At 60.8% G+C, this 25,999-nt stretch carries 23 protein-coding genes; 17 read left to right on the top strand and 6 right to left on the bottom strand.

The genetic code is table 11. The features are described 5' to 3' along the window. Positions 1-127: 127 nt before the first annotated feature. Positions 128-1,774: a class I fumarate hydratase FumA gene (fumA, locus tag L1P05_RS10130; RefSeq protein WP_012848947.1), complete on the top strand. Its 1,647-nt coding sequence runs from the start codon at positions 128-130 to the stop codon at positions 1,772-1,774. A 78-nt stretch (positions 1,775-1,852) separates the two neighbouring features. Here the strand turns inward: fumA and fetB are convergent, their stop codons facing one another. The 3 genes from fetB to pyrC all read right to left on the bottom strand — a co-directional run bounded on the left by fetB (position 1,853) and on the right by pyrC (position 4,419). Beyond that, entirely contained in the window at positions 1,853-2,611 is a 759-nt protein-coding gene (fetB, locus tag L1P05_RS10125; RefSeq protein WP_012848946.1) for an iron efflux ABC transporter permease subunit FetB, read from the bottom strand. After that, positions 2,604-3,302: an iron efflux ABC transporter ATP-binding subunit FetA gene (fetA, locus tag L1P05_RS10120; RefSeq protein ID WP_012848945.1), complete on the bottom strand. Its 699-nt coding sequence runs from the start codon at positions 3,300-3,302 to the stop codon at positions 2,604-2,606. The genes fetB and fetA overlap by 8 nt, the downstream gene beginning before the upstream one ends. A 70-nt stretch (positions 3,303-3,372) precedes the next feature. Next, positions 3,373-4,419 (bottom strand): dihydroorotase, encoded by a 1,047-nt coding sequence (gene pyrC / locus L1P05_RS10115; RefSeq protein ID WP_012848944.1) that lies wholly within the window; start codon positions 4,417-4,419, stop codon positions 3,373-3,375. 351 nt (positions 4,420-4,770) lie between these two features. On the opposite strand from pyrC, the gene L1P05_RS10110 reads away from it, so the two are divergent. Continuing rightward, positions 4,771-5,061: a putative quinol monooxygenase gene (locus tag L1P05_RS10110; RefSeq protein ID WP_012848943.1), complete on the top strand. Its 291-nt coding sequence runs from the start codon at positions 4,771-4,773 to the stop codon at positions 5,059-5,061. Between the two features lie 52 nt (positions 5,062-5,113). Here L1P05_RS10110 and rne read toward each other — a convergent pair whose 3' ends face one another. Continuing rightward, positions 5,114-8,332, bottom strand: a complete 3,219-nt coding sequence (rne, locus tag L1P05_RS10105) for a ribonuclease E (RefSeq protein WP_015683400.1) — start codon at positions 8,330-8,332, stop codon at positions 5,114-5,116. Positions 8,333-8,911: 579 nt separating this feature from the next. On the opposite strand from rne, the gene rluC reads away from it, so the two are divergent. After that, positions 8,912-9,874 carry a 23S rRNA pseudouridine(955/2504/2580) synthase RluC gene (gene rluC / locus L1P05_RS10100; protein WP_012848941.1) on the top strand — a complete coding sequence of 321 codons (963 nt, stop codon included), beginning with the start codon at positions 8,912-8,914 and terminating at the stop codon, positions 9,872-9,874. Between the two features lie 69 nt (positions 9,875-9,943). Here the strand turns inward: rluC and L1P05_RS10095 are convergent, their stop codons facing one another. Both L1P05_RS10095 and L1P05_RS10090 read right to left on the bottom strand, forming a co-directional pair. After that, positions 9,944-11,719 carry a YadA-like family protein gene (locus tag L1P05_RS10095; RefSeq protein ID WP_012848940.1) on the bottom strand — a complete coding sequence of 592 codons (1,776 nt, stop codon included), beginning with the start codon at positions 11,717-11,719 and terminating at the stop codon, positions 9,944-9,946. A 548-nt stretch (positions 11,720-12,267) separates the two neighbouring features. After that, the gene (locus tag L1P05_RS10090) at positions 12,268-12,858 is read right to left on the bottom strand and encodes a Maf family protein (protein WP_012848938.1); all 591 of its coding nucleotides are present in this window, start codon (positions 12,856-12,858) and stop codon (positions 12,268-12,270) included. Positions 12,859-12,999: 141 nt separating this feature from the next. Between L1P05_RS10090 and yceD the strand changes: the two genes are divergently transcribed. The 14 genes from yceD (at position 13,000) to ptsG (ending at position 25,267) form a co-directional block, all read left to right on the top strand. Then, positions 13,000-13,521 carry a 23S rRNA accumulation protein YceD gene (gene yceD, locus L1P05_RS10085; protein WP_015461778.1) on the top strand — a complete coding sequence of 174 codons (522 nt, stop codon included), beginning with the start codon at positions 13,000-13,002 and terminating at the stop codon, positions 13,519-13,521. Between the two features lie 16 nt (positions 13,522-13,537). Beyond that, positions 13,538-13,708 (top strand): 50S ribosomal protein L32, encoded by a 171-nt coding sequence (rpmF, locus tag L1P05_RS10080; RefSeq protein ID WP_005287307.1) that lies wholly within the window; start codon positions 13,538-13,540, stop codon positions 13,706-13,708. Positions 13,709-13,736: 28 nt separating this feature from the next. After that, a complete protein-coding gene (plsX, locus tag L1P05_RS10075; protein WP_015461777.1) occupies positions 13,737-14,771 on the top strand; it encodes a phosphate acyltransferase PlsX in 1,035 nt (344 codons plus the stop codon). Between the two features lie 6 nt (positions 14,772-14,777). Further along, on the top strand, positions 14,778-15,731 hold the full coding sequence (locus L1P05_RS10070) for a beta-ketoacyl-ACP synthase III (protein ID WP_015461776.1): 954 nt from the start codon (positions 14,778-14,780) through the stop codon (positions 15,729-15,731). A gap of 24 nt (positions 15,732-15,755) precedes the next feature. Then, complete coding sequence (fabD, locus tag L1P05_RS10065; RefSeq protein ID WP_012848934.1) at positions 15,756-16,685, top strand: ACP S-malonyltransferase; 930 nt, start codon at positions 15,756-15,758, stop codon at positions 16,683-16,685. Positions 16,686-16,697: 12 nt separating this feature from the next. After that, positions 16,698-17,432: a 3-oxoacyl-ACP reductase FabG gene (gene fabG, locus L1P05_RS10060; protein ID WP_012848933.1), complete on the top strand. Its 735-nt coding sequence runs from the start codon at positions 16,698-16,700 to the stop codon at positions 17,430-17,432. Positions 17,433-17,586: 154 nt separating this feature from the next. Continuing rightward, on the top strand, positions 17,587-17,823 hold the full coding sequence (gene acpP / locus L1P05_RS10055; protein WP_005293837.1) for an acyl carrier protein: 237 nt from the start codon (positions 17,587-17,589) through the stop codon (positions 17,821-17,823). An 82-nt stretch (positions 17,824-17,905) separates the two neighbouring features. Beyond that, the gene (gene fabF / locus L1P05_RS10050) at positions 17,906-19,147 is read left to right on the top strand and encodes a beta-ketoacyl-ACP synthase II (RefSeq protein WP_015461774.1); all 1,242 of its coding nucleotides are present in this window, start codon (positions 17,906-17,908) and stop codon (positions 19,145-19,147) included. A 93-nt stretch (positions 19,148-19,240) separates the two neighbouring features. Beyond that, positions 19,241-20,053 (top strand): aminodeoxychorismate lyase, encoded by an 813-nt coding sequence (gene pabC / locus L1P05_RS10045; protein WP_012848931.1) that lies wholly within the window; start codon positions 19,241-19,243, stop codon positions 20,051-20,053. An 18-nt stretch (positions 20,054-20,071) separates the two neighbouring features. Continuing rightward, positions 20,072-21,094, top strand: a complete 1,023-nt coding sequence (gene mltG / locus L1P05_RS10040; protein ID WP_012848930.1) for an endolytic transglycosylase MltG — start codon at positions 20,072-20,074, stop codon at positions 21,092-21,094. After that, a complete protein-coding gene (tmk, locus tag L1P05_RS10035) occupies positions 21,084-21,725 on the top strand; it encodes a dTMP kinase (protein ID WP_012848929.1) in 642 nt (213 codons plus the stop codon). Before mltG ends, tmk begins: the two co-directional genes overlap by 11 nt. After that, positions 21,722-22,708 (top strand): DNA polymerase III subunit delta', encoded by a 987-nt coding sequence (gene holB / locus L1P05_RS10030; protein ID WP_012848928.1) that lies wholly within the window; start codon positions 21,722-21,724, stop codon positions 22,706-22,708. The genes tmk and holB overlap by 4 nt, the downstream gene beginning before the upstream one ends. 29 nt (positions 22,709-22,737) lie before the next feature. Beyond that, positions 22,738-23,526, top strand: a complete 789-nt coding sequence (locus tag L1P05_RS10025; RefSeq protein WP_012848927.1) for a metal-dependent hydrolase — start codon at positions 22,738-22,740, stop codon at positions 23,524-23,526. Positions 23,527-23,833: 307 nt separating this feature from the next. After that, entirely contained in the window at positions 23,834-25,267 is a 1,434-nt protein-coding gene (ptsG, locus tag L1P05_RS10020; RefSeq protein ID WP_012848925.1) for a PTS glucose transporter subunit IIBC, read from the top strand. The last annotated feature ends 732 nt before the right edge of the window (positions 25,268-25,999 follow it).

The following is a 25,999-nucleotide window of genomic DNA, read 5'->3' as shown; positions in this document are numbered from 1 at the left end:
GTAAATAACATGTTAACATCGGGCGGTAAAGTTAACAGGCCGCGCGGTTTTTCTTATCGAGCATCACGCCGATGGTGCTGCGCGGCTCGGTAAATTTATAGAAGCTGACGTTGTAAGCGAGAGAAAAATGTCAAATAAACCCTTCCATTATCAAGATCCGTTTCCGCTGCAAGGCGATGACACCGACTATTATCTGCTGAGCAAGGAGCATGTCTCCGTGGTCAGCTTTGAAGGCCAGGATATGCTGAAGGTCGAGCCGCAGGCGCTGACGCTGTTGGCCCAGCAGGCGTTCCACGACGCCTCGTTTATGCTGCGCCCGGCTCATCAGCGCCAGGTCGCCGCGATTCTTGACGATCCGCAGGCCAGCGAAAACGATAAATACGTCGCGCTGCAGTTCCTGCGTAACTCCGAGATCGCCGCCAAGGGGGTACTGCCGACCTGTCAGGACACCGGGACGGCGATTATCGTGGGTAAAAAAGGCCAGCGCGTGTGGACCGGCGGCGGCGATGCCGAGGCGCTGTCGCGCGGGGTTTATAACACCTATATCGAAGATAACCTGCGCTACTCCCAGAATGCCGCGCTGGATATGTATAACGAGGTCAATACCGGAACCAACCTGCCGGCGCAGATCGACCTGTACGCCACCGAGGGCGAGGAGTACAAATTCCTGTGCGTCGCCAAAGGCGGCGGTTCAGCCAATAAAACCTACCTGTATCAGGAGACCAAGGCGCTGCTGACGCCGGAGAAGCTGAAGGCTTTCCTGATCGAGAAGATGCGTACCCTGGGTACCGCGGCCTGTCCGCCGTACCACGTGGCCTTCGTTATCGGCGGTACGTCGGCGGAGTCTACGCTGAAGACGGTGAAGCTGGCGTCGACCAAGTACTATGATGCGCTGCCGACCGAGGGCAATGAGCACGGCCAGGCGTTCCGCGATGTGGCGCTGGAGCAGGAGCTGCTGCTGGCGGCGCAAGCGCTGGGGCTGGGTGCACAGTTCGGCGGCAAATACTTTGCCCACGACGTGCGGGTGATCCGCCTGCCGCGCCACGGCGCCTCCTGTCCGGTTGGCATGGGGGTTTCCTGCTCGGCGGATCGTAATATCAAGGCCAAGATTAACCGCGAGGGGATCTGGATCGAGAAGCTGGAGCATAACCCAGGTAAATATATTCCTGAGCATCTGCGCCAAGCCGGCGAGGGGGAGGCCATCAAGGTGGATCTCAACCGTCCGATGAAGGCGATCCTGGCGCAGCTCTCCCAGTATCCGGTCTCTACCCGTCTGTCGCTCTCCGGTACCATCATCGTCGGGCGTGATATCGCCCACGCCAAGCTGAAGGCGCTGCTGGACGAAGGCAAGCCGCTGCCGCAGTATGTGAAGGATCACCCGATCTACTACGCAGGCCCGGCCAAGACGCCGGCGGGCCATGCCTCTGGCTCACTGGGGCCAACCACGGCAGGCCGTATGGACTCCTATGTCGACCTGCTGCAGGCCAACGGCGGCAGCATGATCATGCTGGCCAAAGGGAACCGCAGCCAGCAGGTCACCGACGCCTGCCATAAACACGGTGGCTTCTATCTGGGCAGCATCGGTGGCCCGGCGGCGGTACTGGCCCAGCAGAGCATCAAGAGCCTGACCTGCGTGGCCTATCCTGAGCTGGGGATGGAGGCTATCTGGAAGATTGAGGTAGAAGACTTCCCGGCCTTCATCCTGGTGGATGACAAGGGAAATGACTTCTTCCAGCAGATTTTGAGCAGCCGCTGCAGTGGCTGCATGAAATAAGCGACGAATCCCGGTCGCGCTACCGGTCAGGTTATCGCGTTGATCCCCACGCCATGGCGTGGGGATTTTTGTATGGGCTTAACGCAGCTGATCGCGGGCCGTGTAGAACTTGGCGTAGGCGAGGTAGCCCGCGATGATGGTGGAGAGGCTGGCGGTGGAGATCAGCATAAAGGTCACCATAATCTGATAGCGGATGGCCTTGACCGGATCGATACCGGCGAAGATCAGGCCCGACATCATGCCCGGCAGGCTGACCAGTCCGACGGTTTTGGCGGAGTCGACGGTGGGGATCATCGCCGCCTTGATGCTGGCGCGGATGATCCTCGCCGACGCCTGCTTCGGGGTCGCGCCCAGGCTGAGCATCTCCTGCACCCGCTGGCGTTCGTCGTGAAAGCGCTGACGCAGGTTGTTATAGCACAGGCCGACGGCCACCATGGCGTTACCGGCGATCATTCCGGCGATGGGGATCACCTGCATCGGGGTGAATTCGATGGAGCCGCTGACGATCAGGATCGCCAGGGTCAGCGCGGTGCCGGTGACGATGGCGATCAGCGACATGGCAAAGGCATTGCTGAGGTTCTTACTGCGCTTCTTCGCGTTCCAGGCCGCGTTGACGCAGATAAACAGCACCATCAATAGGGTCAGCAGGGCGCTGTCCAGATGAAAGATATACTTTAAAGCGTAGCCTACCAGGATCAGCTGGACGATGGCGCGACTGACGCTCCACAGAATGTCTTTGCCGAGCCCCAGCTTTTCCCGCCCGCTGATGACCAGCGCAATGGCGACCAGCGCCAGGGCCATGACCAGAGACTGATCGGTAATGTTATGGCTATTCATGGCGTAGCTCCCCGTTTGACTGAGTCCCGTCTTCCTCTGCGTCGTCGCTATCGGCCAGGCGCGGTAGGGTTATCACATTGTCGCACTGGGTAATCTCGTCGCTGCTGTGCGTGACCCAGATAATGGCGATCCCCTGCTGCTGATTGAGGTGCGTGATGACCTCATGCACGATGGTTCGATTGTGCTCATCCAGCGCGCTGGTGATTTCGTCCAGCAGCAACACCTGCGGCATATATTGAATGTTACGCAGCAGCGCCACGCGCTGACGCTCGCCGCCGGAGAGATCTTCGATGCGCTGATCCAGCGTATGCAGCGGCAGGCCGAACTGCATCAGGCCACGACGGATGCGATCCATATCCGGCGCGTCGCCGCGAATCTGGTAGGGAAACAGCAGGTTGTCGCGCACCGTATCGCCGAACAGCACCGGCGTTTGGAAGCTATAGGAGACCTGTTTGCGATACGCCTCCGGAGGATAGGCGCTCAGGGGGGTTCCCTGCAGCAGGATCTCGCCGCGCTGCGGCTCCAGCAGTGAGGCCGCAATCTTGAGCAGCGTGCTCTTGCCGCAGCCCGAGGGGCCCGTGATTACTTTGAATTCGCCGGGCTGTAGCGTCAGCGATACGTCGTGCAGAATGGGGCGTCCATTAGCGCTGAAGTCGATGTGATTAAGCGCCAGTAGCGGTGTTGCGGTCATATTCTCCCTCACGGGTACCAACAAAAAGGCCTGTCCTAAGGGACAGGCCGGAGTAAATAGCGTCCTGAGCCTACGCGCGTACCGACCATCGCAGCGTTTCCCCTGCCAAGAAGGGGATCAGGGTTTCATCACCGCTGGCGATACTGTCGACGACAGACGCAGGCTCTTGTACCAGCTCAATATACGCCTCATTGGCCGGGAGTCCATAAAAAGCCGGTCCGTTCAGCGAACAGAAGGCCTCCAGGTGCTGCAGCGCCTGCTCCTCGTCAAAGACCGTTGCGTAGGCCTGTAGCGCCGTCGGCGCGTTGAAGACCCCGGCGCAGCCGCAGGCCGACTCTTTGCGCCCGCGCAGGTGCGGCGCGGAGTCGGTGCCGAGGAAGAAGCAGGTTTTTCCGCTGGTGGCCGCCTTGCGTAGCGCCTGTTGGTGTACGCTGCGCTTGAGGATCGGCAGGCAGTACAGGTGCGGACGAATCCCGCCGACCAGCATGTGGTTGCGGTTGAACATCAGGTGCTGAGGGGTAATGGTCGCCGCCAGATAGCGATCGCCCTCGGCGACAAACTGGGCCGCTTCGCGGGTGGTGATGTGCTCAAAGACGATACGCAGTTCGGGGAAGTCGCGGCGCAGCGGTAGCATCACCTGCTCGATAAAGCGCGCTTCGCGATCGAATATGTCGATATCCGCCTGGGTGACTTCGCCGTGGATCAGCAGCGGCATACCGCTCTTCTGCATCGCCTCAAACAGCGGGTACAGTCCGGGAATGGAGGTCACGCCGCAGGCCGAGTTCGTGGTGGCGTTGGCCGGATACAGCTTGGCGGCGGTGAATACGCCTTCCCGCTGGCCGTGCATCAGCGTGTCTACCGAGAGGGCGTCGGTCAGATAGCAGGTCATCAGCGGGGTAAACGCGTGTCCCTGCGGCACGGCGTCGAGAATGCGCTGGCGATAGGCGATGCACTGCTCCACGGAGGTGACCGGCGGAACCAGGTTGGGCATCACCACGGCCCGGGAAAAGTGGCGGCTGGTATAGGGTAACACGCTGTGCAGCATCTCATCATCGCGCAGATGGAGGTGCCAATCGTCAGGGCGGCGGATCTTCAGGGTGTGCTGCATTACGGTCATTACGGACTCCGGCTGGTGGATATGTCTGATGGACTGCGCAGGCTTCTGGTCGCTGTAGGGGCAGGGCGCCAGGGCGCAGTGAACATTTCTGTGCCGGGCGGTAAGGATAACGGGAAACGGGCTTGGATGCATCCGATTGTTGTATCGCGTCATCAATTTGTGCGCTTGAGCAAGGCGGTGGGGCGATTAGGGGCCGAGGGCTCATGTCGCGGACGGCAAAAACGGGTAAGGTGATCGGGTAGGCATTCGTCGCGTACCACGACGGATGTATTCCAGGCGGCGTCCGCCGCGGTTCGATACGCTTGCGCCGTACCGCAGGGCGAGGCGCCCCGGTCTCAAGAGGAGTGTGTTATGAGTGAAGTTCGCATTGTCGCGACGCTGGTCGCATCCGCGGGGCAGCAAGAGGCGGTACGCCACGCCGCGCTGCAGTTGGTTGAGCCCAGCCGCGCCGAGGCGGGAAACGTGCGTTATGACCTCCATCAGGAAGAGGGGCAGGCCGCAACGCTGGTGTTCTTTGAGATCTGGCAATCGCCGCAGGCGCTGACGCAGCATGAAAAAAGCGCCCACTTTGCCGCCTTTCTGCAGGCGATAGAAGGGCGGTGCGCCAGCGTTGAGATCACGCGACTGCGCCAGATAGCCTAGCGCCGATATAAAAAAACCCGCCTTTCGGCGGGTTTTTTGGGCTAGCCGCCTCTTACTCCTGCGGCATGACCGGTTTCGTGGCTGGCGCCGCGGCCTGATTGGTCGCGGCGTCTGCACCGGCGGCACCGCGGCCGTGGAAGTCATATTCCGGGCGAACCCAGGTGCTGACTACCGTGACCGGTGCAACGTAGGCCGGCGCCGGGGCCGTAGTCATCGGCGCGCTAGCGCGACCGTGTTCGTGCGTATCGCTCGGGGCCATTGCCGACGGCTGTACCTGGGCGTCGACTACGCTGGCTTCGGCTTCGGCTTCGGCTTCGGCTTCGGCTTCGGCTTCGGCTTCGGCAGCCTGTGCTTCGGCCTGGGCCAATGCAGGCAGCGCCTCTTCCAGCGTCGGTGCGGCGGCGGCACAGACGGCGTGCGCGGCGCTCTCCTCTGCGACTACCGGCGCCGGCTGCTGCGCGATCGCGTCGCGGGTCGGCTCCTCAACGGCTGCGGCCGGGGCGATGATCGCCTGCACCACCGGCTCGGTGGCCACGGCGTCGTTGACGACGGTCTCGGCGGTGACGCTCGGACGTGCGGCTTCCACCGGTGCGGCGGCGAGGGTCTCTACCGCTACCGCGGTGGCGCTCTCCTCCGTGGCGCGCGGCGCTTCGCGCTCGACGCTCTCGACGGCCGCAGGGGTGGCGATAGGATAGCTGATCCACACCTTGCCAGAGGCCATCTCCGGAGAGTAGACCGCCAGCGTCAGCGGCATCGGTGACTGCTGCGGATAACGCTCGTCGCGATAGCGGCGACGGCGCTGCCCGCTGACGCGCAGGTGACGCGGTGAGCGACGTGAGCGACGCGGCATGCCATTCTCATGGCGCGGCGCGTTATCCTCTTCCGCGGCGACGGCGGCGCTCTCCTGAGGCTGAGCGCTAACCACCGGCAGAGCCGGAGCGGCGGTCGCGTCGGCGACCGGTGCCACGGCGGCATCTGCGTCGGCGCTGACAACGGCTGACGCGCTCTCGCCGATGCGGATTTTCTGGCTCAGCTGGCGGCGTTGACGGCGCTGGGCCGGTACGCTCTCCTCTGCGATCTCTTCCTCAGGCTGTGCGGCGGAGTCCAGTGCCTTGACCTCTTGCTGGGCCTGGCGCTTCTCTTCCTGACGACGGCGCTGACGCTCGTTGCGCTGCTCGCGGCGCTGCTGCTGCTCTTCGCGCTGCTGGGCATTCTCTTCTACGCCGTTCTCTGTCACCGGCGTCGGCTGAGCCTGACGGCGGCCACGGCGCTGTTCGTCGCGGTTTTCACGGCCGTCGCGGTTCGCACGCTCTGGACGTTCACCGCGCTCTGGACGTTCACCGCGCTCCGGACGCTCACCGCGCTCCGGGCGTTCACCGCGCTCCGGACGATCGCCGCGTTCACCGCGTTCACGACGCGGATTCTGGCGACGACCGCGGCGCTCCTGCGAGGAACGGCTCTCGTCACGCGGACGCTCTGCGCTGGCGGCAGGTTTCTCTTCCTGCACCGGCGCCGGGGCGTCGTCGCCGGCGAAGATCCCTTTCAGGGAGGCCACCAGGCGACCAAACAGACCCGGACGGGCGTCGGCGACCGGCTGCGGGCGTTCGGTCGGCGCGACGTCGACAGCGACAGGCTTATCCTGCGCGGCGTCGATCGGCGGTGCGGCTACATCCAGGCTAAAGGCGGCCAGCGCCGGTTGCTCCGGACGCTTGCGCTCTGCCGGTACTTCTTCCTCACCGCAGGCTTCCGCTTCGTGCAGCTGCGGCAGCTTGTAGCTCAGGGTATGGGTCTCTTCGCCTTTACGAACCCGCATAACGGCGTAGTGCGGGGTCTGCATTTGCTCGTTAGGCACCACGATGACGCGCACGTCCGGCTGGCGTTTTTCAATGGCGCTTACGGCGTCACGCTTCTCGTTCAGCAGATAAGAGGCGACCGGTACCGGCACGATGGCGTGCACTTCACGGGTGTTCTCCTTCAGCGCTTCCTCTTCGATCAGACGCAGGATGGACAGCGCCAGCGATTCGTTGTCACGCACGGTACCGGTGCCATTACAGCGCGGGCAGACGTGGTGGCTGGATTCGCCCAGAGAGGGGCTGAGGCGCTGGCGGGACATCTCCAGCAGGCCAAAGCGGGAGATCCGACCGATCTGAATACGGGCGCGATCCTGACGCACGGCGTCACGCAGGCGGTTTTCGACCTCGCGCTGGTGGCGTACCGGGGTCATATCGATAAAGTCGATCACGATCAGACCACCCAGGTCGCGCAGACGCAGCTGGCGGGCGATTTCATCGGCGGCTTCCAGGTTGGTGTTGAACGCCGTCTCTTCGATATCGCCGCCGCGGGTAGCGCGGGCGGAGTTGATATCGATGGCGGTCAGCGCCTCGGTGCTGTCGATAACGATAGAGCCGCCGGAGGGCAGGCGGACTTCACGCTGGAAGGCGGACTCGATCTGTGACTCGATCTGATAGTGGCTGAACAGCGGGATTTCCCCGGTGTACAGCTTGATTTTGCTGCTGAAGTCCGGACGGCCCAGGGCAGCGATATGCTGCTTGGCCAGGTCGAGGATCTTCGGGTTATCGATCAGGATTTCGCCGATGTCCGGGCGCAGATAGTCGCGGAAGGCGCGGACGATGACGTTGCTTTCCTGATGGATCAGGAACGGCGCAGAGCGGCCTTCGGCGGCTTTCTTGATGGCGTCCCAGTGCTTCAGGCGGAAGGAGAGATCCCACTGCAGGGCTTCGGCGGATTTGCCGACGCCGGCGGTGCGGACGATCAGTCCCATGCCGTCGGGGATCTGCAGAGAGGAGAGCGCTTCCTTCAGCTCGGTGCGGTCATCGCCCTCGATACGGCGGGAGATACCGCCGGCGCGCGGGTTGTTGGGCATCAGCACCAGATAGCTGCCCGCCAGGCTGATAAAGGTGGTCAGCGCAGCCCCTTTGTTGCCGCGCTCTTCCTTATCAACCTGAACAATGACCTCCTGCCCTTCGCGCAGCACGTCCTTAATGTTGGGACGGCCGTGGGCGGAGTAGTTGCTGGGGAAATATTCGCGGGCGATCTCTTTAAGGGGCAGGAAACCGTGTCGTTCGGCGCCGTAGTCAACAAAGGCTGCTTCCAGACTGGGCTCAATACGGGTGATTTTACCCTTGTAAATGTTTGCTTTCTTCTGTTCGTGACCCGGGCTTTCAATATCCAGATCGTACAGTCGCTGACCATCCACAAGGGCGACACGCAACTCCTCCTGCTGAGTTGCGTTGATTAACATTCTTTTCATCGTTAACGTACTCGTTTTTTTTGCATTGGCAACTTAAGCTGCGGGCGAAAAGACCTTTCTGACCGGGAGGAAGACCGATGACCCCGAGTCTTATCGCAAAGTCGTCAACCTCACGGTTGTCGCCTGCATAGGGGCGCAATATTCGGTAAGCCTGCATTTCTTTGTGAAAGGCAGCGCTGTTTATCAGGATGACACCGCAGAAAAAGGATGCGGCCAACTGACTCCATGTTGTTGGTCAGACTGCGACCCGCAGCCCGCTAATTACTTGATTTCGCACTACGTCTTACGCCATTGCTGCATTTCTGCGCTATCAGGTAAACGTTGAATCCCACCTCTTTTTTCGCTTTGATGGAAAAAAGCGCGGAAAACTACTCCATTATTTCACTGCAATGACAAATATAGCAAGACGCCATTGCGGGTTGTTCGCAGAAAATTGCCCTATGACGACATGTCACACCATAAACTCTGCTGATAGGTATGTCCGTGCGTCGCCGTCGCGCGCGCGCTATCGCTGAATTATTGCACAGCGGCTGAAAATAGCAGTAGCGCGGCGGCGCGGCGCTCTTTAAAATCGCGCCCATGAATACACAAAACATCTCCGTCAAGTTAGTCACGATCGCCGCCGATGAGGCGGGACAGCGAATCGATAATTTTTTGCGCAACCAGTTAAAGGGTGTGCCGAAGAGTATGATCTATCGCATCGTGCGTAAGGGTGAGGTGCGGGTCAACAAGAAACGCATCAAGCCGGAATATAAGCTGGAAGCCGGGGATCAGGTCCGGATCCCGCCGGTGCGGGTGGCCGAACGCGATGAGGCGCCGGTGTCAGCCCGTCTGGATAAGGTCGCCGCGCTCAATGACTGTATCCTGTATGAAGATGACTACCTGCTGGTGCTGAATAAGCCCTCTGGCACCGCGGTACACGGCGGCAGCGGCCTTAGCTTTGGCGTGATTGAGGGGCTGCGTGCCCTGCGCCCAGAGGCCCGTTTCCTGGAGCTGGTGCATCGGTTGGATCGCGAGACCTCCGGGGTGCTTCTGGTGGCGAAGAAGCGCTCGGCGCTGCGCTCGCTGCATGAGCAGCTGCGTGAGAAGGGGATGCAGAAGGATTATCTGGCGCTGGTGCGCGGCCAGTGGCAGTCGCACTGTAAAGTGGTACAGGCGCCGCTGCTGAAAAATACCCTGCAAAGCGGTGAGCGCGTCGTGCGGGTGAACGCCGAAGGCAAGCCGTCGGAAACCCGCTTTAAGGTAGAGGAGCGCTTTGCTAACGCCACGCTGGTTAAGGCCAGCCCGGTGACCGGGCGAACCCATCAGATCCGCGTTCATACCCTGCACGCCGGCCACCCGATCGCCTTTGACGATCGCTACGGCGACCGCGACTTCGACCGCGAGCTGGCGGATACCGGCTTAAACCGCCTGTTCCTGCACGCGGCGGCGCTGCGCTTTGTGCATCCGCACAGCGGTGAGACCCTGCGCGTCGAGGCGCCGCTGGATGCCGCGCTGCGCCACTGTCTGAGCGTGCTGCGCGCACGCAGCGCGCTTAGCTGAGGCGAGGCGGCGTAGGTGTGACAAAGTAGGCCCCGCGTTAGCGGGGCCTACTGCGTTGGACGCTACGGCTTAAAACTCCAGATTGACCCCAACGTTGTAAGCGGCAGAGCCGCTGCCAAAGGCGATGCCCGCCTTGGCGGCGAAGGTTTCATTGACGCGATAGCCGACGCCGACGGCGGCGGCCTGCTCATCCTTATATCCGCCCATGGCCGCCGTCACGTTGACGTTCCCGATCCCATAGGGCTGGAACAGGCCGGAGAGCGCCGCCGTTTTCGCGGCGGTCTGGCGCAGCTCTTTGCGGTTATTGTCGACCTCGCGGTAGAGATCGTTGATCTGCCGCTGGGCGGTGTCCTGCCAAGCCTGAGTCAGCTCCTGCCGAAGATCGGTATAGCCTATCGCCGCATTGAGCGTCCGCTCGGCCTGCACTTTGGCCTCGGCGTTGGCAATCGTCTCGGTATAGCTTTTCAGCCCCTGGCTTAGCTCGCTCTCCAGCGTCGTAACGCGCTGATCCAGCGGGGACCCCTCCGAGGGGTCAATCGTATCAAGCCGCGCATTGATCGCGTTGGCCAGCGCCTGTATCTTCCCATCGCTCGCTGCCTGCGTTACCTGCAGCTTGGCATCGGTTGCCTCCTGTCCGGCATCGTGCACACCCTGCAAGACGCGGGAGAGGCCAGAGTTCGCCGGCGTTCCCTCTTCGGACGGCGTCAGGGTGAAGTCGCGCTGCAGCTGGGTGACCAGCCGCTGCAGGTTCGCGGTATTACCCTCATCGATGGCTTGCTTCAGGTCGTTGATATAGGTGGTGAATGCGGAGGGGGTGACCGCGCCGTCATCCGCCGCGCTATCGATAAATGCTGCCTGCAGCGCCGTTTTTAGCGCGCCGATCTCAGCCTTGGTCTCAGTCGTCGCGGTATTTACGCTGGCGAGCTGCTCTTTTACCGCCGGCAGTTTCAGGAATTCTTCCAGCGAGCTCGGGCCGCTGCCATCCTCTCCGGTGGCGCTGAAGGCGCCGGAAAGGTTGGCAAAGACGCCGTTCAGCTCGCCCAGGCTGGTCTGCAGCGTGGCGAGTGCATCCGCGTTCGTATCGGCTTTGTTATCTGCGGTGCTGGCCTTAGTATCCGTGGCCTGTAGCGCCGTTTTTAGCGTGTCGATCTCAGCCTTGGCCTCAGTCGTCGCGGTATTTACGCTGGCGAGCTGCTCTTTTACCGCCGGCAGTTTCAGGAATTCTTCCAGCGAGCTCGGGCCGCTGCCATCCTCTCCGGTGGCGCTGAAGGCGCCGGAAAGGTTGGCAAAGACGCCGTTCAGCCCGCCCAGGCTGGTCTGCAGCGTGGTGAGCGCCTCCGCGTTCGTATCGGCTTTGTTATCTGCGGTGCTGGCCTTAGTATCCGCGGCCCGCACCGCCGTTCTTAGTCCGTTGATATCAGCCTTGGCATCTGCCATATCGTCATCTACTCTGTCGATCAGCCTTTTTACCGACGGCAGGCCCAGAAATGTTTCCAGCGAGCTCGGGCCGCTGCCATCCTCTCCGGTGGCGCTGAAGGCGTCGGAAAGGTTGGCAAAGACGCCGTTCAGCCCGCCCAGGTTGGTCTGCAGCGTGGTGAGCGCCTCCGCGTTCGTATCGGCTTTGGTCTCTGCAACGCTGGCCTTAGTATCAGCCTGATTTATTTTTGGGATAATATGTTGCTCCAACGTATTTAGCGACTCTGAAATAGTGATGGGATCTTCCCATTTTCTATTTTCTACGCCCTCGAGGGTAATGTCGCCACGTTCCGGTGCCGCCGCGAAGGCCTGGCATGTCATGATAAATAGGCTAGCGCTAATAGCAGAGGCAATAATATTTTTCTTCATCTTATCAATCCTTGTCTAAGTATCTTGCTACTGAATTAATAAATAATTAACGTTATGGCGCGTCTCGTTCTTTCTTCGGTGGGGAATTGATTTAAATGATTTAAAATCAATCTGTTGTATATTTTATCTCCGCGTATTTTAATCTGTGCTGGGCTGTGATATATCTCATTGTTTTCCATCGGCGTGGCTTGTCGCGTTATGCCGCTGGCGTGAGGCGTTGTTTCACTATTTCCATGTATTTGGATAGGGGGTATTTACTCTGCGCTGTAAACATTACTCCGAAAAATATACCGATTTTAATATAGGTATCTTATTGTCTTTTGCGCGAATGAAACGTTGGAAAATATAATTATCAAGAATTTATTAGAAATGGTGAATATGGTGTGTGGGTATTATTCCGTGCATCCGGGCGGGAGAGAATGAAGACGGTAGTACGGCAATGCAGTAAATAGTGCAGTAATAAAAGGGGGGAGGCCGTCACGGCTTAAGTATAAGGGCAAGGGCGTCTTAGCGGCATCCGCAAAAGGCACCCTTCCGCCGCCGGTCGATTATCGGGCGGCCAGCAGCGGATTCACGCCGTGGCGCAGCAGCAGCGTATTCAGCGCGATCAGCGGCAGTCCAATCAGGGCATTGGGGTCTCGCCCCTCCAGACGGTCGAACAGCAGAATGCCGGCGCCTTCGCACATAAAGCTGCCGGCACAGTGGAGCGGCTGCTCCAGCGTCACATAGGCCTCGATCTCGGCATCGCTCAGCGACCGAAAGTGAACATGAAACGGCTCACACAGCGTATGGCAGGCGCCGCTGGCGCTGTTGAGCACGCTCAGGCCGCTATAAAACGTAATGCGTTGTCCGCTGGCGGCGCGCAGCTGGGCGCAGGCGCGCTCATGGCTTAGGGGTTTCCCGGTGATTTGGCCGTCGAGTACGCAGACCTGATCGCTGCCGATGATCAGGTGCGCCGGATAGTCGGCGGCCAGCGCGCGCGCCTTGGCCTCGGCCAAGCGACAGACCAGTGCCTGGGCGGTTTCATTGGGCCGCGGCGTTTCGTCCGTGTGTGGCGCTGCGCAGATAAAAGGCAGCGCCAGCTTCTCCAGCAGGGCGCGGCGGTAGGGCGAGGTCGAGGCGAGCAGCAGGGGCAACATATTTTTTCCCGAAAGCATGGCGTTAATGATGGCATCATTCTAAACTGTCCGCCGCTCAGGAAGCGAATATTGGGGGAAAGGGGTGCGAGAGTGGCCTTTTCCTTTGACTCTATGGCTTTACAAAGTTAATATGCGCGCCCTATGCAAAAGGTAAAATTACCCTTGACCCTTGATCCGGTACGCGCTGCGCAGAAGCGTTTAGACTATGTTGGTGTCTATGCTTCCGAGCAGTTAACGCGCTTAGCTGAATCTGTGGTCAGCGTGGACAGCGATGTCTCCGCTGAAATGTCCTTCTCAATCGACAATCAGCGGTTGGCTGTGATCCGCGGGCATGCCGACGTTAGCGTAACGTTGCAGTGCCAGCGTTGTAATCAGCCATTCCAGCATCACCTCCACGTAACGTATTGTTTCAGTCCGGTCGCCAATGACGAGCAGGCTGAAGCATTGCCGGAAATTTACGAGCCGATCGACGTCAATGAATACGGCGAAGTCGATCTGCTGGCGATGGTCGAAGATGAAATCATCCTCGCCTTGCCGGTGGTTCCGGTGCATGAATCTGAACACTGTGAAGTGTCCGACGCGGACATGGTGTTCGGTAAGCTGCCTCCCGAGGCGGAAAAACCGAATCCATTTGCCGCACTAGCCAGTTTAAAGCGAAAGTAATCAAGGAGTAAGGTCCATGGCCGTACAGCAGAACAAAAAAACCCGCTCTTGCCGTGGTATGCGTCGTTCCCACGATGCGCTGACCACTGCAACCGTCTCTGTTGACAAGGTTTCCGGTGAAACTCACCTGCGTCACCACGTCACTGCGGACGGTTTCTACCGCGGTCGCAAGGTCATCGCTAAGTAATACAGCTCTGTATTAACAAGGCGATACTTTGACTCGTCTAACCCTTGCGTTAGATGCGATGAGCGGGGACTTTGGTCCCTGCATCACAGTGCCTGCCGCGCTGCAGGCACTGACTTCAACTTCGTCACTGTCCCTTTTGTTGGTCGGCCAGCCCGACGCCATCGCGCCTTACCTTTCCGCCGCAGACGCTTCACTGCGCTCCCGGCTACGGGTGGTGGCAGCCGAAACCGTGATCCCCAACGACGCTAAGCCGTCACACGCTATCCGCAACAGTCGCGGCAGCTCAATGCGCATTGCGCTGGAGCTGGTGAAGCGCGGCGAGGCTCAGGCGGTGGTCAGCGCGGGAAACACCGGCGCACTGATGGGACTGGCGACGCTGTTGCTAAAGCCGCTGGAGGGCATCGACCGTCCGGCGCTGGTGACGGTGCTGCCCAATCAGCGCAAGAGTAAGACCGTGGTGCTGGATCTCGGGGCCAACGTGGCCTGCAGCAGCGCCATGCTGGTACAGTTCGCCGTGATGGGCGCGGTGCTGGCAGAAGAGATTGTCGGTATCCCGGCGCCGCGCGTCGCGTTACTGAATATCGGGGAAGAAGAGTGTAAGGGACTGGACAATATCCGCGAAGCCGCCGCTGTGCTGAAGACGACGCCGGCCATCGACTATATTGGTTATCTGGAAGGCAATGACTTGCTGAGCGGAAAAACCGATGTCTTGGTCTGTGACGGCTTCGTGGGTAATGTTACGCTGAAAACCATGGAGGGAGTGGTGCGCATGTTCCTCTCCCTGCTGAAGCCGGCGGGCGATAAACCGCGCAGTGCCTGGTGGCTGCGCTGGCTGGGTCGCTGGATACAAAAAAGAGTGGCAAAGCGTTTCGGGCATTTGAACCCCGACCAGTATAATGGCGCTTGTCTGTTAGGATTACGTGGCACCGTAATCAAGAGCCATGGGGCGGCCAACCAACGGGCGTTCGCCGTCGCCATACAACAGGCTGTGCAGGCGGTGCAACGGCAGATCCCCGAGCGGATCGCGCTGCGCCTTAAGGCTGTATTACCCAAGAGTGACTAATCGTACATGCATACAAGAATTCTCGGTACGGGGAGCTACCTGCCCGTACAAGTACGCACCAATGCTGATTTAGAGAAAATGGTGGAGACCTCTGACGAGTGGATCGTCAGCCGTACCGGCATCCGTGAGCGGCGCATTGCCGCGGCGGACGAGTCCGTCGCCACTATGGCATTTGAAGCTGCCAAACACGCTCTGGAAATGGCACAGATCGACAAGGATGACATCGGCCTGATCATCGTGGCGACCACCTCGGCCAATAACGCGTTTCCCAGCGCGGCCTGCGAAGTCCAGAATATGCTGGAGATCCGTAACGGCTCTCCGGCTTTTGACGTCGGTGCGGCCTGTGCCGGGTTCACCTACGCGCTGAGTATCGCCGATCAGTACATTAAAGGCGGCGCGGTACGCTACGCGCTGGTGATCGGTTCGGATGCGCTGGCGCGCACCGTGGATCAGCAGGATCGCGGCACGGTGATCCTGTTTGGCGACGGCGCCGGTGCCGTGGTGCTGGGCGCCGCTGAGCAGCCGGGCATCCTGTCGACCCATATTCATGCCGACGGCCGCTATGGCGAGTTGCTGACGCTGCCTAACCGCCCGCGCCATACCGAGGATCAGGCGTACCTGACCATGGCGGGGAACGAGGTGTTTAAAGTGGCCGTGACCGAGCTGGCGCATATCGTGGATGAGACGCTGCAGGCTAACCAGCTGTCCCGCGACGATCTGGACTGGCTGGTGCCGCATCAGGCCAACCTGCGCATCATCAGCGCGACCGCGAAGAAGCTGGGCATGAGCCTGGACAGCGTGGTGGTGACGCTGGATCGCCACGGTAATACCTCGGCGGCCTCGGTGCCGGCGGCGCTGGACGAGGCGGTACGCGATGGCCGTATCCAGCGTGGTCAACTGATTCTGCTGGAGGCCTTCGGTGGCGGTTTCACCTGGGGCTCCGCGCTGGTTCGTTTTTGATTTTTTTTGTTCAGGAAAACACTCATGTCTACATTTGCAATGGTATTCCCCGGGCAGGGGTCACAGACCGTGGGTATGCTGGCCGATTTAGCCGCACAGTACCCGGTGGTCGAGCAGACCTTCGCCGAGGCCTCCGAGGCGCTGGGTTATGATTTGTGGAGCCTGGTGCAGCAAGGGCCGGCCGAAGAGCTGAACAAGACCTGGCAGACCCAGCCGGCGCTGCTGACGGCCTCCGTCGCAATTTACCGCGTCTGGCAGCAGAACCATGGCAAACAGCCGGCGATGATGGCTGGGCACAGCCTGGGTGAATACTCTGCGCTGGTCTGCGCCGGCGTCCTCGACTTTACGCAGGCGGTACGCCTGGTCGAGCTGCGCGGCAAGCTGATGCAGCAGGCGGTGCCGGCAGGCACCGGTGCGATGTATGCCATCATCGGTCTGGACAACGACGCCATCGCCGCCGCCTGCGCCGAGGCGGCGCAGGGGCAGGTGGTCGCGCCGGTCAACTTCAACTCGCCGGGGCAGGTGGTGATCGCCGGTGAAAAAGAGGCCGTCGAGCGCGCCGGCGCCGCCTGTAAGGCCGCCGGTGCCAAGCGTGCGCTGCCGCTGCCGGTCAGCGTACCGTCGCACTGTGCGCTGATGAAGCCGGCCGCGGACCAGCTGGCCGAGGCGCTGAAAGCGATCGACTTCCATGCGCCGTCCTGTCCGGTGATCAATAACGTCGATGTGACGGCGGCGAGCGACGCTGATGCGATACGCGATGCGCTGGTGCGCCAGCTCTACAGCCCGGTTCGCTGGACGGAGACCGTGCAGCTGATGGCCGCCGAAGGCGTTGACCATCTGCTGGAGATGGGCCCGGGCAAAGTGTTGACCGGCCTGACCAAGCGTATCGTCGATACCATGACCGCTGCGGCGGTGAATGACTGCGCATCCCTGACCGCCGCTCTCGAACAGTAAGACGAGGAAAACATGAGATTAGAAGGTAAAATTGCACTGGTAACCGGCGCAAGCCGTGGCATCGGCCGCGCCATCGCCGAGACGCTGGTCGCCCGCGGCGCCCGCGTCATCGGTACGGCCACCAGCGACAAGGGCGCAGAGGCGATCAGCGCTTATCTGGGCGATAACGGTATGGGAATGGCGCTGAACGTGACCGACTCTGCCTCTATCGACAGCATGCTGGAGCGCGTGCGCGCGGAGTTTGGCGAGATCGATATTCTGGTCAATAACGCCGGGATCACCCGCGACAATCTGCTGATGCGGATGAAGGATGATGAGTGGCAGGATATCCTGGACACCAACCTGACGTCGGTGTTCCGCCTGTCAAAAGCCGTCATGCGCGCTATGATGAAGAAGCGCTGCGGGCGTATTATTACCATCGGCTCCGTGGTAGGCACCATGGGGAACGCTGGGCAGGCGAACTACGCCGCGGCTAAAGCGGGCCTTATCGGCTTCAGCAAGTCGCTGGCGCGTGAAGTCGCCTCCCGCGGCATCACCGTTAACGTGGTGGCGCCGGGATTTATCGAGACCGATATGACGCGCGCGCTCTCCGATGAGCAGCGCAGCGGCATTTTGGCCGCGGTGCCGGCCGGTCGTCTGGGTGATGCTAAAGAGATCGCCTACGCCGTTGCCTTTTTGGCCTCGGATGAGGCGGCCTACATCACCGGCGAGACGCTACATGTCAACGGCGGCATGTACATGATCTAAAAATCACGAAAACTATTTGCCTTTATTGAGCAAAACACCGCAAAATAGAGCAAAATCGTGGTTTGACCAGCCGGGATTTGGTTGCATCTTTTTCAACTTTCAATACACTACGAAAACCATCGCGCAAGCGAGTTTTGATAGGAAATTTAAGAGTATGAGCACTATCGAAGAACGCGTTAAGAAAATCATTGTTGAACAGCTGGGTGTTAAAGAAGACGAAGTTGTGAATTCAGCTTCTTTCGTTGACGATCTGGGTGCTGATTCTCTTGACACCGTTGAACTGGTTATGGCTCTGGAAGAAGAGTTTGATACTGAGATTCCGGACGAAGAAGCAGAGAAGATCACCACTGTTCAGGCCGCTATCGACTACATCGAAGCTGCAAACAAGTAAGTGAACTCATCTAGGCGGTCATTCGACCGCCTACGTTTTTCCTGCATTCATCAAGTATCACTTCCCTCCCTGGAGGACAAACGTGTCTAAGCGTCGAGTTGTTGTGACCGGACTGGGCATGTTGTCTCCTGTCGGCAATACCGTAGATTCCACATGGAATGCGATTCTTGCCGGTCAGAGTGGCATCAGCCTGATCGACCATTTCGATACTAGCGCCTATGCAACGCGTTTTGCGGGCTTAGTAAAGGATTTTAATTGCGAAGAGCATATTTCGCGCAAAGACGCGCGTAAGATGGATCTCTTCATCCAGTACGGGATCATGGCCGGTATTCAGGCCTTTCAGGACTCTGGACTGGAAATTACGGAAGAAAATGCCCCGCGTATTGGCGCCGCTATCGGCTCCGGGATCGGCGGCCTCGGCCTGATCGAAGAAAACCACGGTGCACTGATGCACGGTGGCCCACGCAAGATCAGCCCGTTTTTCGTTCCGTCAACCATCGTCAACATGGTGGCAGGGCATCTCTCCATCATGCTGGGGCTGCGTGGACCGAGCATCTCCATTGCGACGGCCTGCACCTCTGGCGTGCATAACATTGGCCACGCGGCGCGAATGATCGCGTATGGCGACGCCGATGCCATGCTGGCCGGCGGCGCAGAAAAGGCGAGTACGCAGCTGGGCGTCGGCGGATTTGGCGCCGCACGCGCGCTCTCGACCCGCAATGATAACCCGCAGGCGGCGAGCCGTCCGTGGGACAAAGATCGCGACGGCTTCGTGCTGGGCGACGGCGCCGGTATTCTGGTGCTGGAAGAGTACGAGCACGCCAAGGCGCGCGGTGCCAAGATCTATGCCGAGCTGGTTGGCTTTGGCATGAGCAGCGACGCCTACCATATGACGTCACCGCCGGCCGATGGCGCCGGTGCCGCGCTGGCGATGGAAAATGCGCTGCGCGATGCGGGGGTTACCCCGAGCCAGGTTGGCTATATCAACGCCCACGGCACCTCTACGGCGGCCGGCGATAAGGCGGAGACCCAGGCGGTCAAGAATGTCTACGGCGCCGATGCGGCCGGTGTGATGGTCAGCTCGACCAAGTCGATGACCGGCCACCTGCTGGGCGCCGCCGGAGCGGTAGAGTCCATCTTTACCATTCTGGCGCTGCGCGACCAGGTGATTCCGCCGACCATTAACCTGGACAACCCGGATGAGGGTTGCGATCTGGACTTCGTTCCGCACGAAGCCCGCCAGGTCAGCGGCCTGGAGTATGCGCTGTGCAACTCCTTCGGCTTTGGCGGTACCAACGGCTCGATTATTTTCCGCAAGGTGTAATGGCGTATCGCTGGGAAATGGCTCCTTCGGGGGCCATTTTTTTTGTCCCGGCGGTTAGAATAGGGCGATGCGCACGGATGAAGGGAGACGCGAATGTATTGGCTTGACGGAGAGGCGCGCCAGCAGATCGACCTGTGCGATCGCGGGCTGCAGTATGGCGACGGCTGTTTTACCACGGCGCGCATCGTCAACGGCCGGGTCGACGGACTGCGGGCGCACCTGGCCCGGATGCAGCACGCCTGCGAACGCCTGATGATCCACGGCGTGGACTGGCCGCGCTGGCAGGCCGAGGCCGAGCAGTCTGCGGCGACCCGCGATGAGGGCGTGCTGAAGGCGATCGTCACCCGCGGCTGCGGTGGACGCGGCTATGATCCCGCCGGGAGCCATTCTCCGCGGCGGATCTTCAGCACGGGGCCGCTCCCTGCGCACTATCCGGCGCTGCGCGAGCGCGGGATCAGCCTGGTCGTGAGCCCGGTCAGGCTGGCGCACCAGCCGCTGCTGGCGGGGATCAAGCATCTGAATCGGTTAGAGCAGGTGCTGATCCGGGCCAGCCTGGCGCAGACGCAGGCGGATGAGGCGCTGGTGCTTGACACCCAGGATAACCTGGTGGAATGCTGTGCGGCCAATCTGTTCTGGCGCAGCGGCCAGCGGGTGTTTACCCCGCGCCTGACCCGCTGCGGCGTGGATGGGCTGATGCGCCAGCGCATCTGCCGGGTGCTGGCGCACAGCGAGTATCACCTGGCCGAGGTCGATGCGGCGCTGCCGGCGCTGCTGGCGGCCGATGAAGTCGTGGTGTGCAATGCGCTGATGCCCCTGCTGCCGGTGCGCCGGGCAGCGACGCAGGTTTTCAGCGAGCGCACGCTGTATCAATTTTTATTACCGCACTGCCTGCGGGTTGAGGCATAGCGGTGTAACGGCGGTTGAATGAAGAGAAAAATCATCGCGCTGATCGCGGCGCTATTGCTGCTGATGGCCGGGATCGGGCTGGGCTATCACCGGGTGATGCAGTTTGCCCATACGCCGCTGCCCCTGAGCCAGGCGACGCTGTTCAAGCTGCCCGCCGGCAGCGGGCGGGATAAGCTGCAGGCGCTGTTGGTCCGCGATCGCCTGATCCACAGCGGACGCTACTTACCCTGGCTGCTGCAGCTGGAGCCGGATCTGGCGCAGTTTAAGGCCGGGACCTACCGGCTAACGCCCGGGATGACGGTGCGCGACATGCTGACGCTGTTCAGCAGCGGCCGCGAGGCGCAGTTTGACGTGCGCTTTATTGAGGGCACCCGGTTTAGCGACTGGCGTAAGGTGCTGGCCGATGCCCCGCAGGTGCAGCAGACGCTGCGCGGGGAGAGCGAGGCGCAGATAGCCCAACGACTGGGGATCACGACGGGGCAGTCGCTGGAGGGGTGGCTATACCCCGACACCTACCGCTATACCGCCGGCACCAGCGATCTGATGCTGCTGAAGCGCGCACACGCCCGGATGGAGCAAGAGGTGGCGCAGCAGTGGGCGCAGCGTGACGTCGCGCTACCCTATAAGAGTCCACAGCAGATGGTCACCATGGCCTCGATCGTAGAGAAAGAGACCGGGCTGGGAGAGGAGCGTCCCAAGGTGGCCTCCGTATTCATCAATCGTCTGCGGATCGGTATGCGCCTGCAAACCGATCCGACCGTGATCTATGGATTGGGAAATGCCTATAATGGCAACCTGACGCGGCGTGACCTACAGCAGCCGACGCCCTATAACACCTACGTCATCGCCGGTCTGCCGCCGACGCCCATCGCGATGCCGAGCAAGGCATCGCTGAATGCGGCGGCGCACCCGGCCAAAACGCCCTATCTCTATTTTGTGGCGGACGGCAAGGGGGGGCATGTATTCAGTACCAACCTGCAGAGCCATAATCAGGCGGTGCGCGCCTATCTGCAGGCATTAAGGGATAAGAATGGAAAGTAAGTTCATCGTAATTGAGGGGCTGGAGGGCGCCGGTAAGACGACGGCGCGCGACGTGGTGGTGGATGAGCTGCGCCGCCACGGCATTCAGGAGGTGGTCTTCACCCGTGAGCCGGGCGGAACGCCGTTGGCCGAGCATCTGCGCACCCTGGTGAAAGAGGGGGTGGAGGGCGAAACGCTGACCGACCGCGCCGAGGTGCTGATGCTGTATGCCGCCCGGGTTCAGCTGATCGAAAATGTGATCAAACCGGCGCTGGCGCGCGGCGCCTGGGTGGTGGGCGATCGTCACGATCTGTCGTCCCAGGCCTATCAGGGCGGGGGGCGGGGCATCGATACCCACCTGATGCAGACCCTGCGCGATACGGTGCTGGGTGACTTTAAACCCGATTTGACGCTGTATCTGGATATCCCGCCGCAGCAGGGGCTGGCGCGGGCGCGCAGCCGCGGTGAGCTGGATCGCATTGAGCGGGAGTCTCTGGCCTTCTTTGAGCGCACCCGTGACCGCTATCTGGCGCTGGCCGCCGCGGATGCGACGATCGTGACCCTGGACGCCGCGCAGCCGCTGGAGCAGGTGAGCGCGGCGATCCGTCGGGCGCTGCGGGCCTGGCTGGCGTCTCAGGAGGCGCAGGCGTGAACTGGTATCCCTGGCTCAATGCGCCGTACCGCCAGCTGCTGGCGCAGCATCAGGAGGGGCGCGGTCACCATGCGCTGCTGCTGCATGCCATCGACGGCATGGGCGAGGAGTCGCTGGTGTACGCCCTGGCCCGCTGGCTGCTCTGTCAGCGCCCGCAGGGGGAGAAGAGCTGTGGCGAATGCCATGCCTGCCGCCTGATGATGGCGGGCACCCATCCCGACTGGCACGTGCTGCAGCCGGAGAAGGGCAAGTCGACGCTGGGCATTGAGCCGGTGCGCCAGGTCATTGAACAACTGCAGAACCATGCCCAGCAGGGGGGCGCCAAGCTGGTGTGGATCGCCCGCTGCGAGCAGCTTAGCGAAGCCGCGGCCAACGCTCTGCTGAAGACGCTGGAGGAGCCGCCCGCGCAGACCTATTTCCTGCTGGGAACCCGCGAGCCGGCGCAGCTGCTGCCGACGCTGCGCAGCCGCTGTTTTTATCTTTATCTCGCGCCGCCGGCCGAGGACGCCAGCCTGCGCTGGCTGGCGCAGCAGATGCCGGGGGATGCGCAGGCGCAGCGCAGCGCCCTACGCTTGAGCGCGGGTGCGCCGGTGGCGGCGCTGGCGCTGCTGCAGCCGCCGCGCTGGGCCCAGCGTGAGTCGCTGTGTCAGGCGCTGGAGCAGGCGTTGGAGAGCCGCCAGTGGCTGACGCTGCTGGGCGCGTTGAACCACGATGACGGCACCGAGCGGCTGGGCTGGCTGTGCGCTCTGCTGCTGGATGCCCTGAAGCTGTGCCACGGCGCCGCGGCCAGCGTGGCGAACTGCGATCGTCTCCTGCTCATCCAGCGGCTGGCGGCCGGTCTCGGCGAGGCCGATCTGCGGCGCCTGCTGCAGGCGTGGATCGCTTGCCGCCACCAGCTGCTGGCGACGCCGGGCGTAAACCGTGAATTGATGCTCATGCGCCAGCTGTGCGCATGGGACGCACCCGCACCGGCCCACCCGTGAGCCGGTCATAGACAGACTGTAGGTTTTTTATGTATCTAGTGGATTCTCACTGCCATCTTGATGGCTTGAACTATGAGACGCTGCACGACGGCGTCGACAGCGTGCTGGCCGATGCCCGTGCGCGCGGCGTGGGCTTTGTGCTGGCGGTCGCTACGACGCTGCCGGGCTACCGCAGCATGCGTGAGCGGATCGGCGAGCGACGCGATGTAGCATTTTCCTGCGGAGTCCATCCGTTGAACCTGGACGGTGGCTATGACAGCGAGGCGCTGCGCAGCCTGGCGGCGCAGCCGGGCGTCGTGGCGCTGGGGGAGACCGGGCTCGACTACTACTACCAGCAGGATAATATCGCGCTGCAGCAGGCGTCGTTTCGCCAGCATATCCGCATCGGCCGTGCGCTGGGGAAACCGGTGATCGTGCATACCCGCGACGCGCGGGACGATACGCTGGCGATCCTGCGCGAGGAGGGGGCGGAGGCGTGCGGCGGCGTGCTGCACTGCTTTACCGAAGATCGCGCGACGGCGGCGGCGCTGCTGGATCTCGGGTTTTACATCTCGTTCTCCGGCATCGTGACGTTTCGCTCGGCGGACGCCCTGCGTGAGGTGGCCCGCTATGTGCCGCTGGATCGCCTGCTGGTGGAGACCGACTCGCCCTATCTGGCGCCGGTGCCGCACCGCGGAAAGGAGAACCAGCCGGCCTACGTGCGCGATGTCGCGGAGTACCTGGCTGTGCTGAAGGGCGTCGATCCACAGCAGTTGGCCGCGCAGACTAGCGCGAATTTTAGTCGTTTGTTTGGTGTGACCCTGCCCGAGGCGGATTAATATATTTTATGCTGTGTAAAAATGCCCGCCAGCGGGCATTTTTTGTGCGGTACGCTGCGGTGCCAAGGGGATAATAATTCAACAAAATAGCCAATAAAGGCGCCTTTTTTTTCTGCAAATGTTAAATAGATCGCTGTAATGTGTGAAACGTGACAGCCATCAAACACAATCCGACCTATTTATTTTACTCTGCGTAAAAAATACGAGGGTGCATAGACACCCGACGTCCGGGGCTCTCTTCCCTGCGGCGGCGCGCTGTTTCCGGCGCGGATGAAAAGAGCATTTTTACTCAGGAGCACACTCAATTATGTTTAAAAACGCATTTGCCAACCTGCAAAAGGTCGGTAAGTCACTGATGCTGCCGGTATCAGTCTTACCTATCGCAGGTATCCTTCTCGGCGTCGGCTCGGCAAACTTTAGCTGGCTGCCCGCGGTGGTTTCCCATGTGATGGCGGAGGCCGGTGGTTCGGTATTCGCCAATATGCCGCTGATCTTTGCCATCGGCGTGGCGCTGGGGTTTACCAATAATGACGGGGTATCGGCCCTGGCCGCCGTGGTCGCCTATGGCATCATGGTGAAAACCATGGCCGTGGTGGCGCCGCTGGTGCTGCATCTGCCGGCGGAAGAGATTGCTTCCAAGCATCTGGCGGATACCGGGGTGCTCGGCGGGATCATCGCCGGGGCTATCGCCGCCTATATGTTTAATCGCTTTTACCGCATCAAGCTGCCGGAGTATCTGGGCTTTTTTGCCGGTAAACGCTTTGTGCCGATCATCTCCGGCCTGGCCGCCATCGCCCTGGGCGTGGCGCTCTCCTTCGTTTGGCCGCCGGTTGGCTCCGCGATCCAGCACTTCTCCCAGTGGGCCGCCTATCAGAACCCGGTGGTTGCATTCGGCATCTATGGCCTGGTTGAGCGCGCGCTGGTGCCGTTTGGCCTGCACCATATCTGGAACGTACCGTTCCAGATGCAGATTGGCGAGTATGTGAATGCGGCGGGGCAGGTGTTCCACGGCGATATTCCGCGCTATATGGCCGGCGATCCGACGGCGGGTAAACTCTCCGGCGGCTTCCTGTTCAAAATGTACGGTCTGCCGGCGGCGGCGATCGCCATCTGGCATTCGGCGAAGCCGGAAAACCGTGCCAAGGTGGCCGGTATCATGATCTCCGCGGCGCTGACCTCATTCCTGACCGGGATCACCGAGCCGATCGAGTTCGCCTTCATGTTCGTGGCACCGATCCTGTATGTGATCCACGCGATTCTGGCCGGTCTGGCGTTCCCGATCTGTATCCTGCTGGGGATGCGCGACGGAACCAGCTTCTCACATGGCCTTATCGACTTTATCGTTCTGAGCGGCAACGGCAGCAAGCTGTGGCTGTTCCCGATCGTCGGCCTGTGCTACGCACTGCTGTACTACGTGATCTTCCGCGTGCTGATCGTCAAACTGAACCTGAAGACGCCGGGCCGCGAAGAGAGCAGCAGCGAGCAGAGCGCGCAGAGCGGTAACGACATGGCCGCGTCGCTGGTGCAGGCATTTGGCGGTAAAGAGAACATTACAAACCTGGACGCCTGTATTACCCGTCTGCGCGTCAGCGTCGCCGACGTCGCCAAGGTGGATCAGGCCGGGCTGAAGAAGCTGGGGGCCGCCGGCGTGGTGGTGGCGGGCTCTGGGGTTCAGGCTATCTTCGGTACCAAGTCCGATAACCTGAAAACCGAAATGGACGACTATATTCGTAGCCATTGATGCAAGTGCGTGATGCGCCTTTGACAGGGTGATTACGTTCGTTCGCCCCCGCTGTGACGGGGGCTTTTTTTTGCCCGCCGCACCGCCATTTTGCCCGCCGCACCGCAATCAGGCTGCGCTCCCCCCTCTGCCGCTGCGCGCTCTTTTCGTTCTCACCTGCGCGCATTAGTAAATAGATTCAGTTGATAAATTTAACTGAATGCAATTCAATTTTTAATTCTTGCGGCATTAACTCTTATTTTAATATTACTAAATCATCTCGGTGTTACTCTTTGACTGGATTTTTCCCTTTCGGTGCGCTCTCGCGTCGGCCTAATTCCGCTCGGCTGCTTTTTGTTATAGGGGACGAGTTAAATAGATGTCAAAAGGGATTAAGTAATTTTTATTTGTTATATATGGACAGGTATATCGGTCCGCACGAATAAATCGGCTCCGTCAACGCCGGCGCCGCGCCTATTTCCACACCATGCCGAGAGGGGGACATCGAACAGGGCGCGCGGCCCCTCTGTATTCTATAGACAGATAAATCAACGGGGATTTCTCAGTGCGCGCCGCGGGGCATCGCGCACGGCATCTTGGCGCGTGTCGCGGCGCCCGTCTGCGCGAAGAGGGGGCGTGGCAAAGCGCGCCGTCGGTGGCAGATCGTCTGGGGGGATACCCTGTAATATTTTTCGTGCTTATTCCATTGTCTCTGAATCATTTTTTTATCAATGGCAACGGCGCATTCATCAT

It is taken from the genome of Edwardsiella piscicida (assembly GCF_021733145.1).
GTDB lineage: Bacteria > Pseudomonadota > Gammaproteobacteria > Enterobacterales > Enterobacteriaceae > Edwardsiella > Edwardsiella piscicida.
Note: the sequence above shows the minus strand (reverse complement) of the source record. Positions and strands in the feature narration are given on the sequence as shown.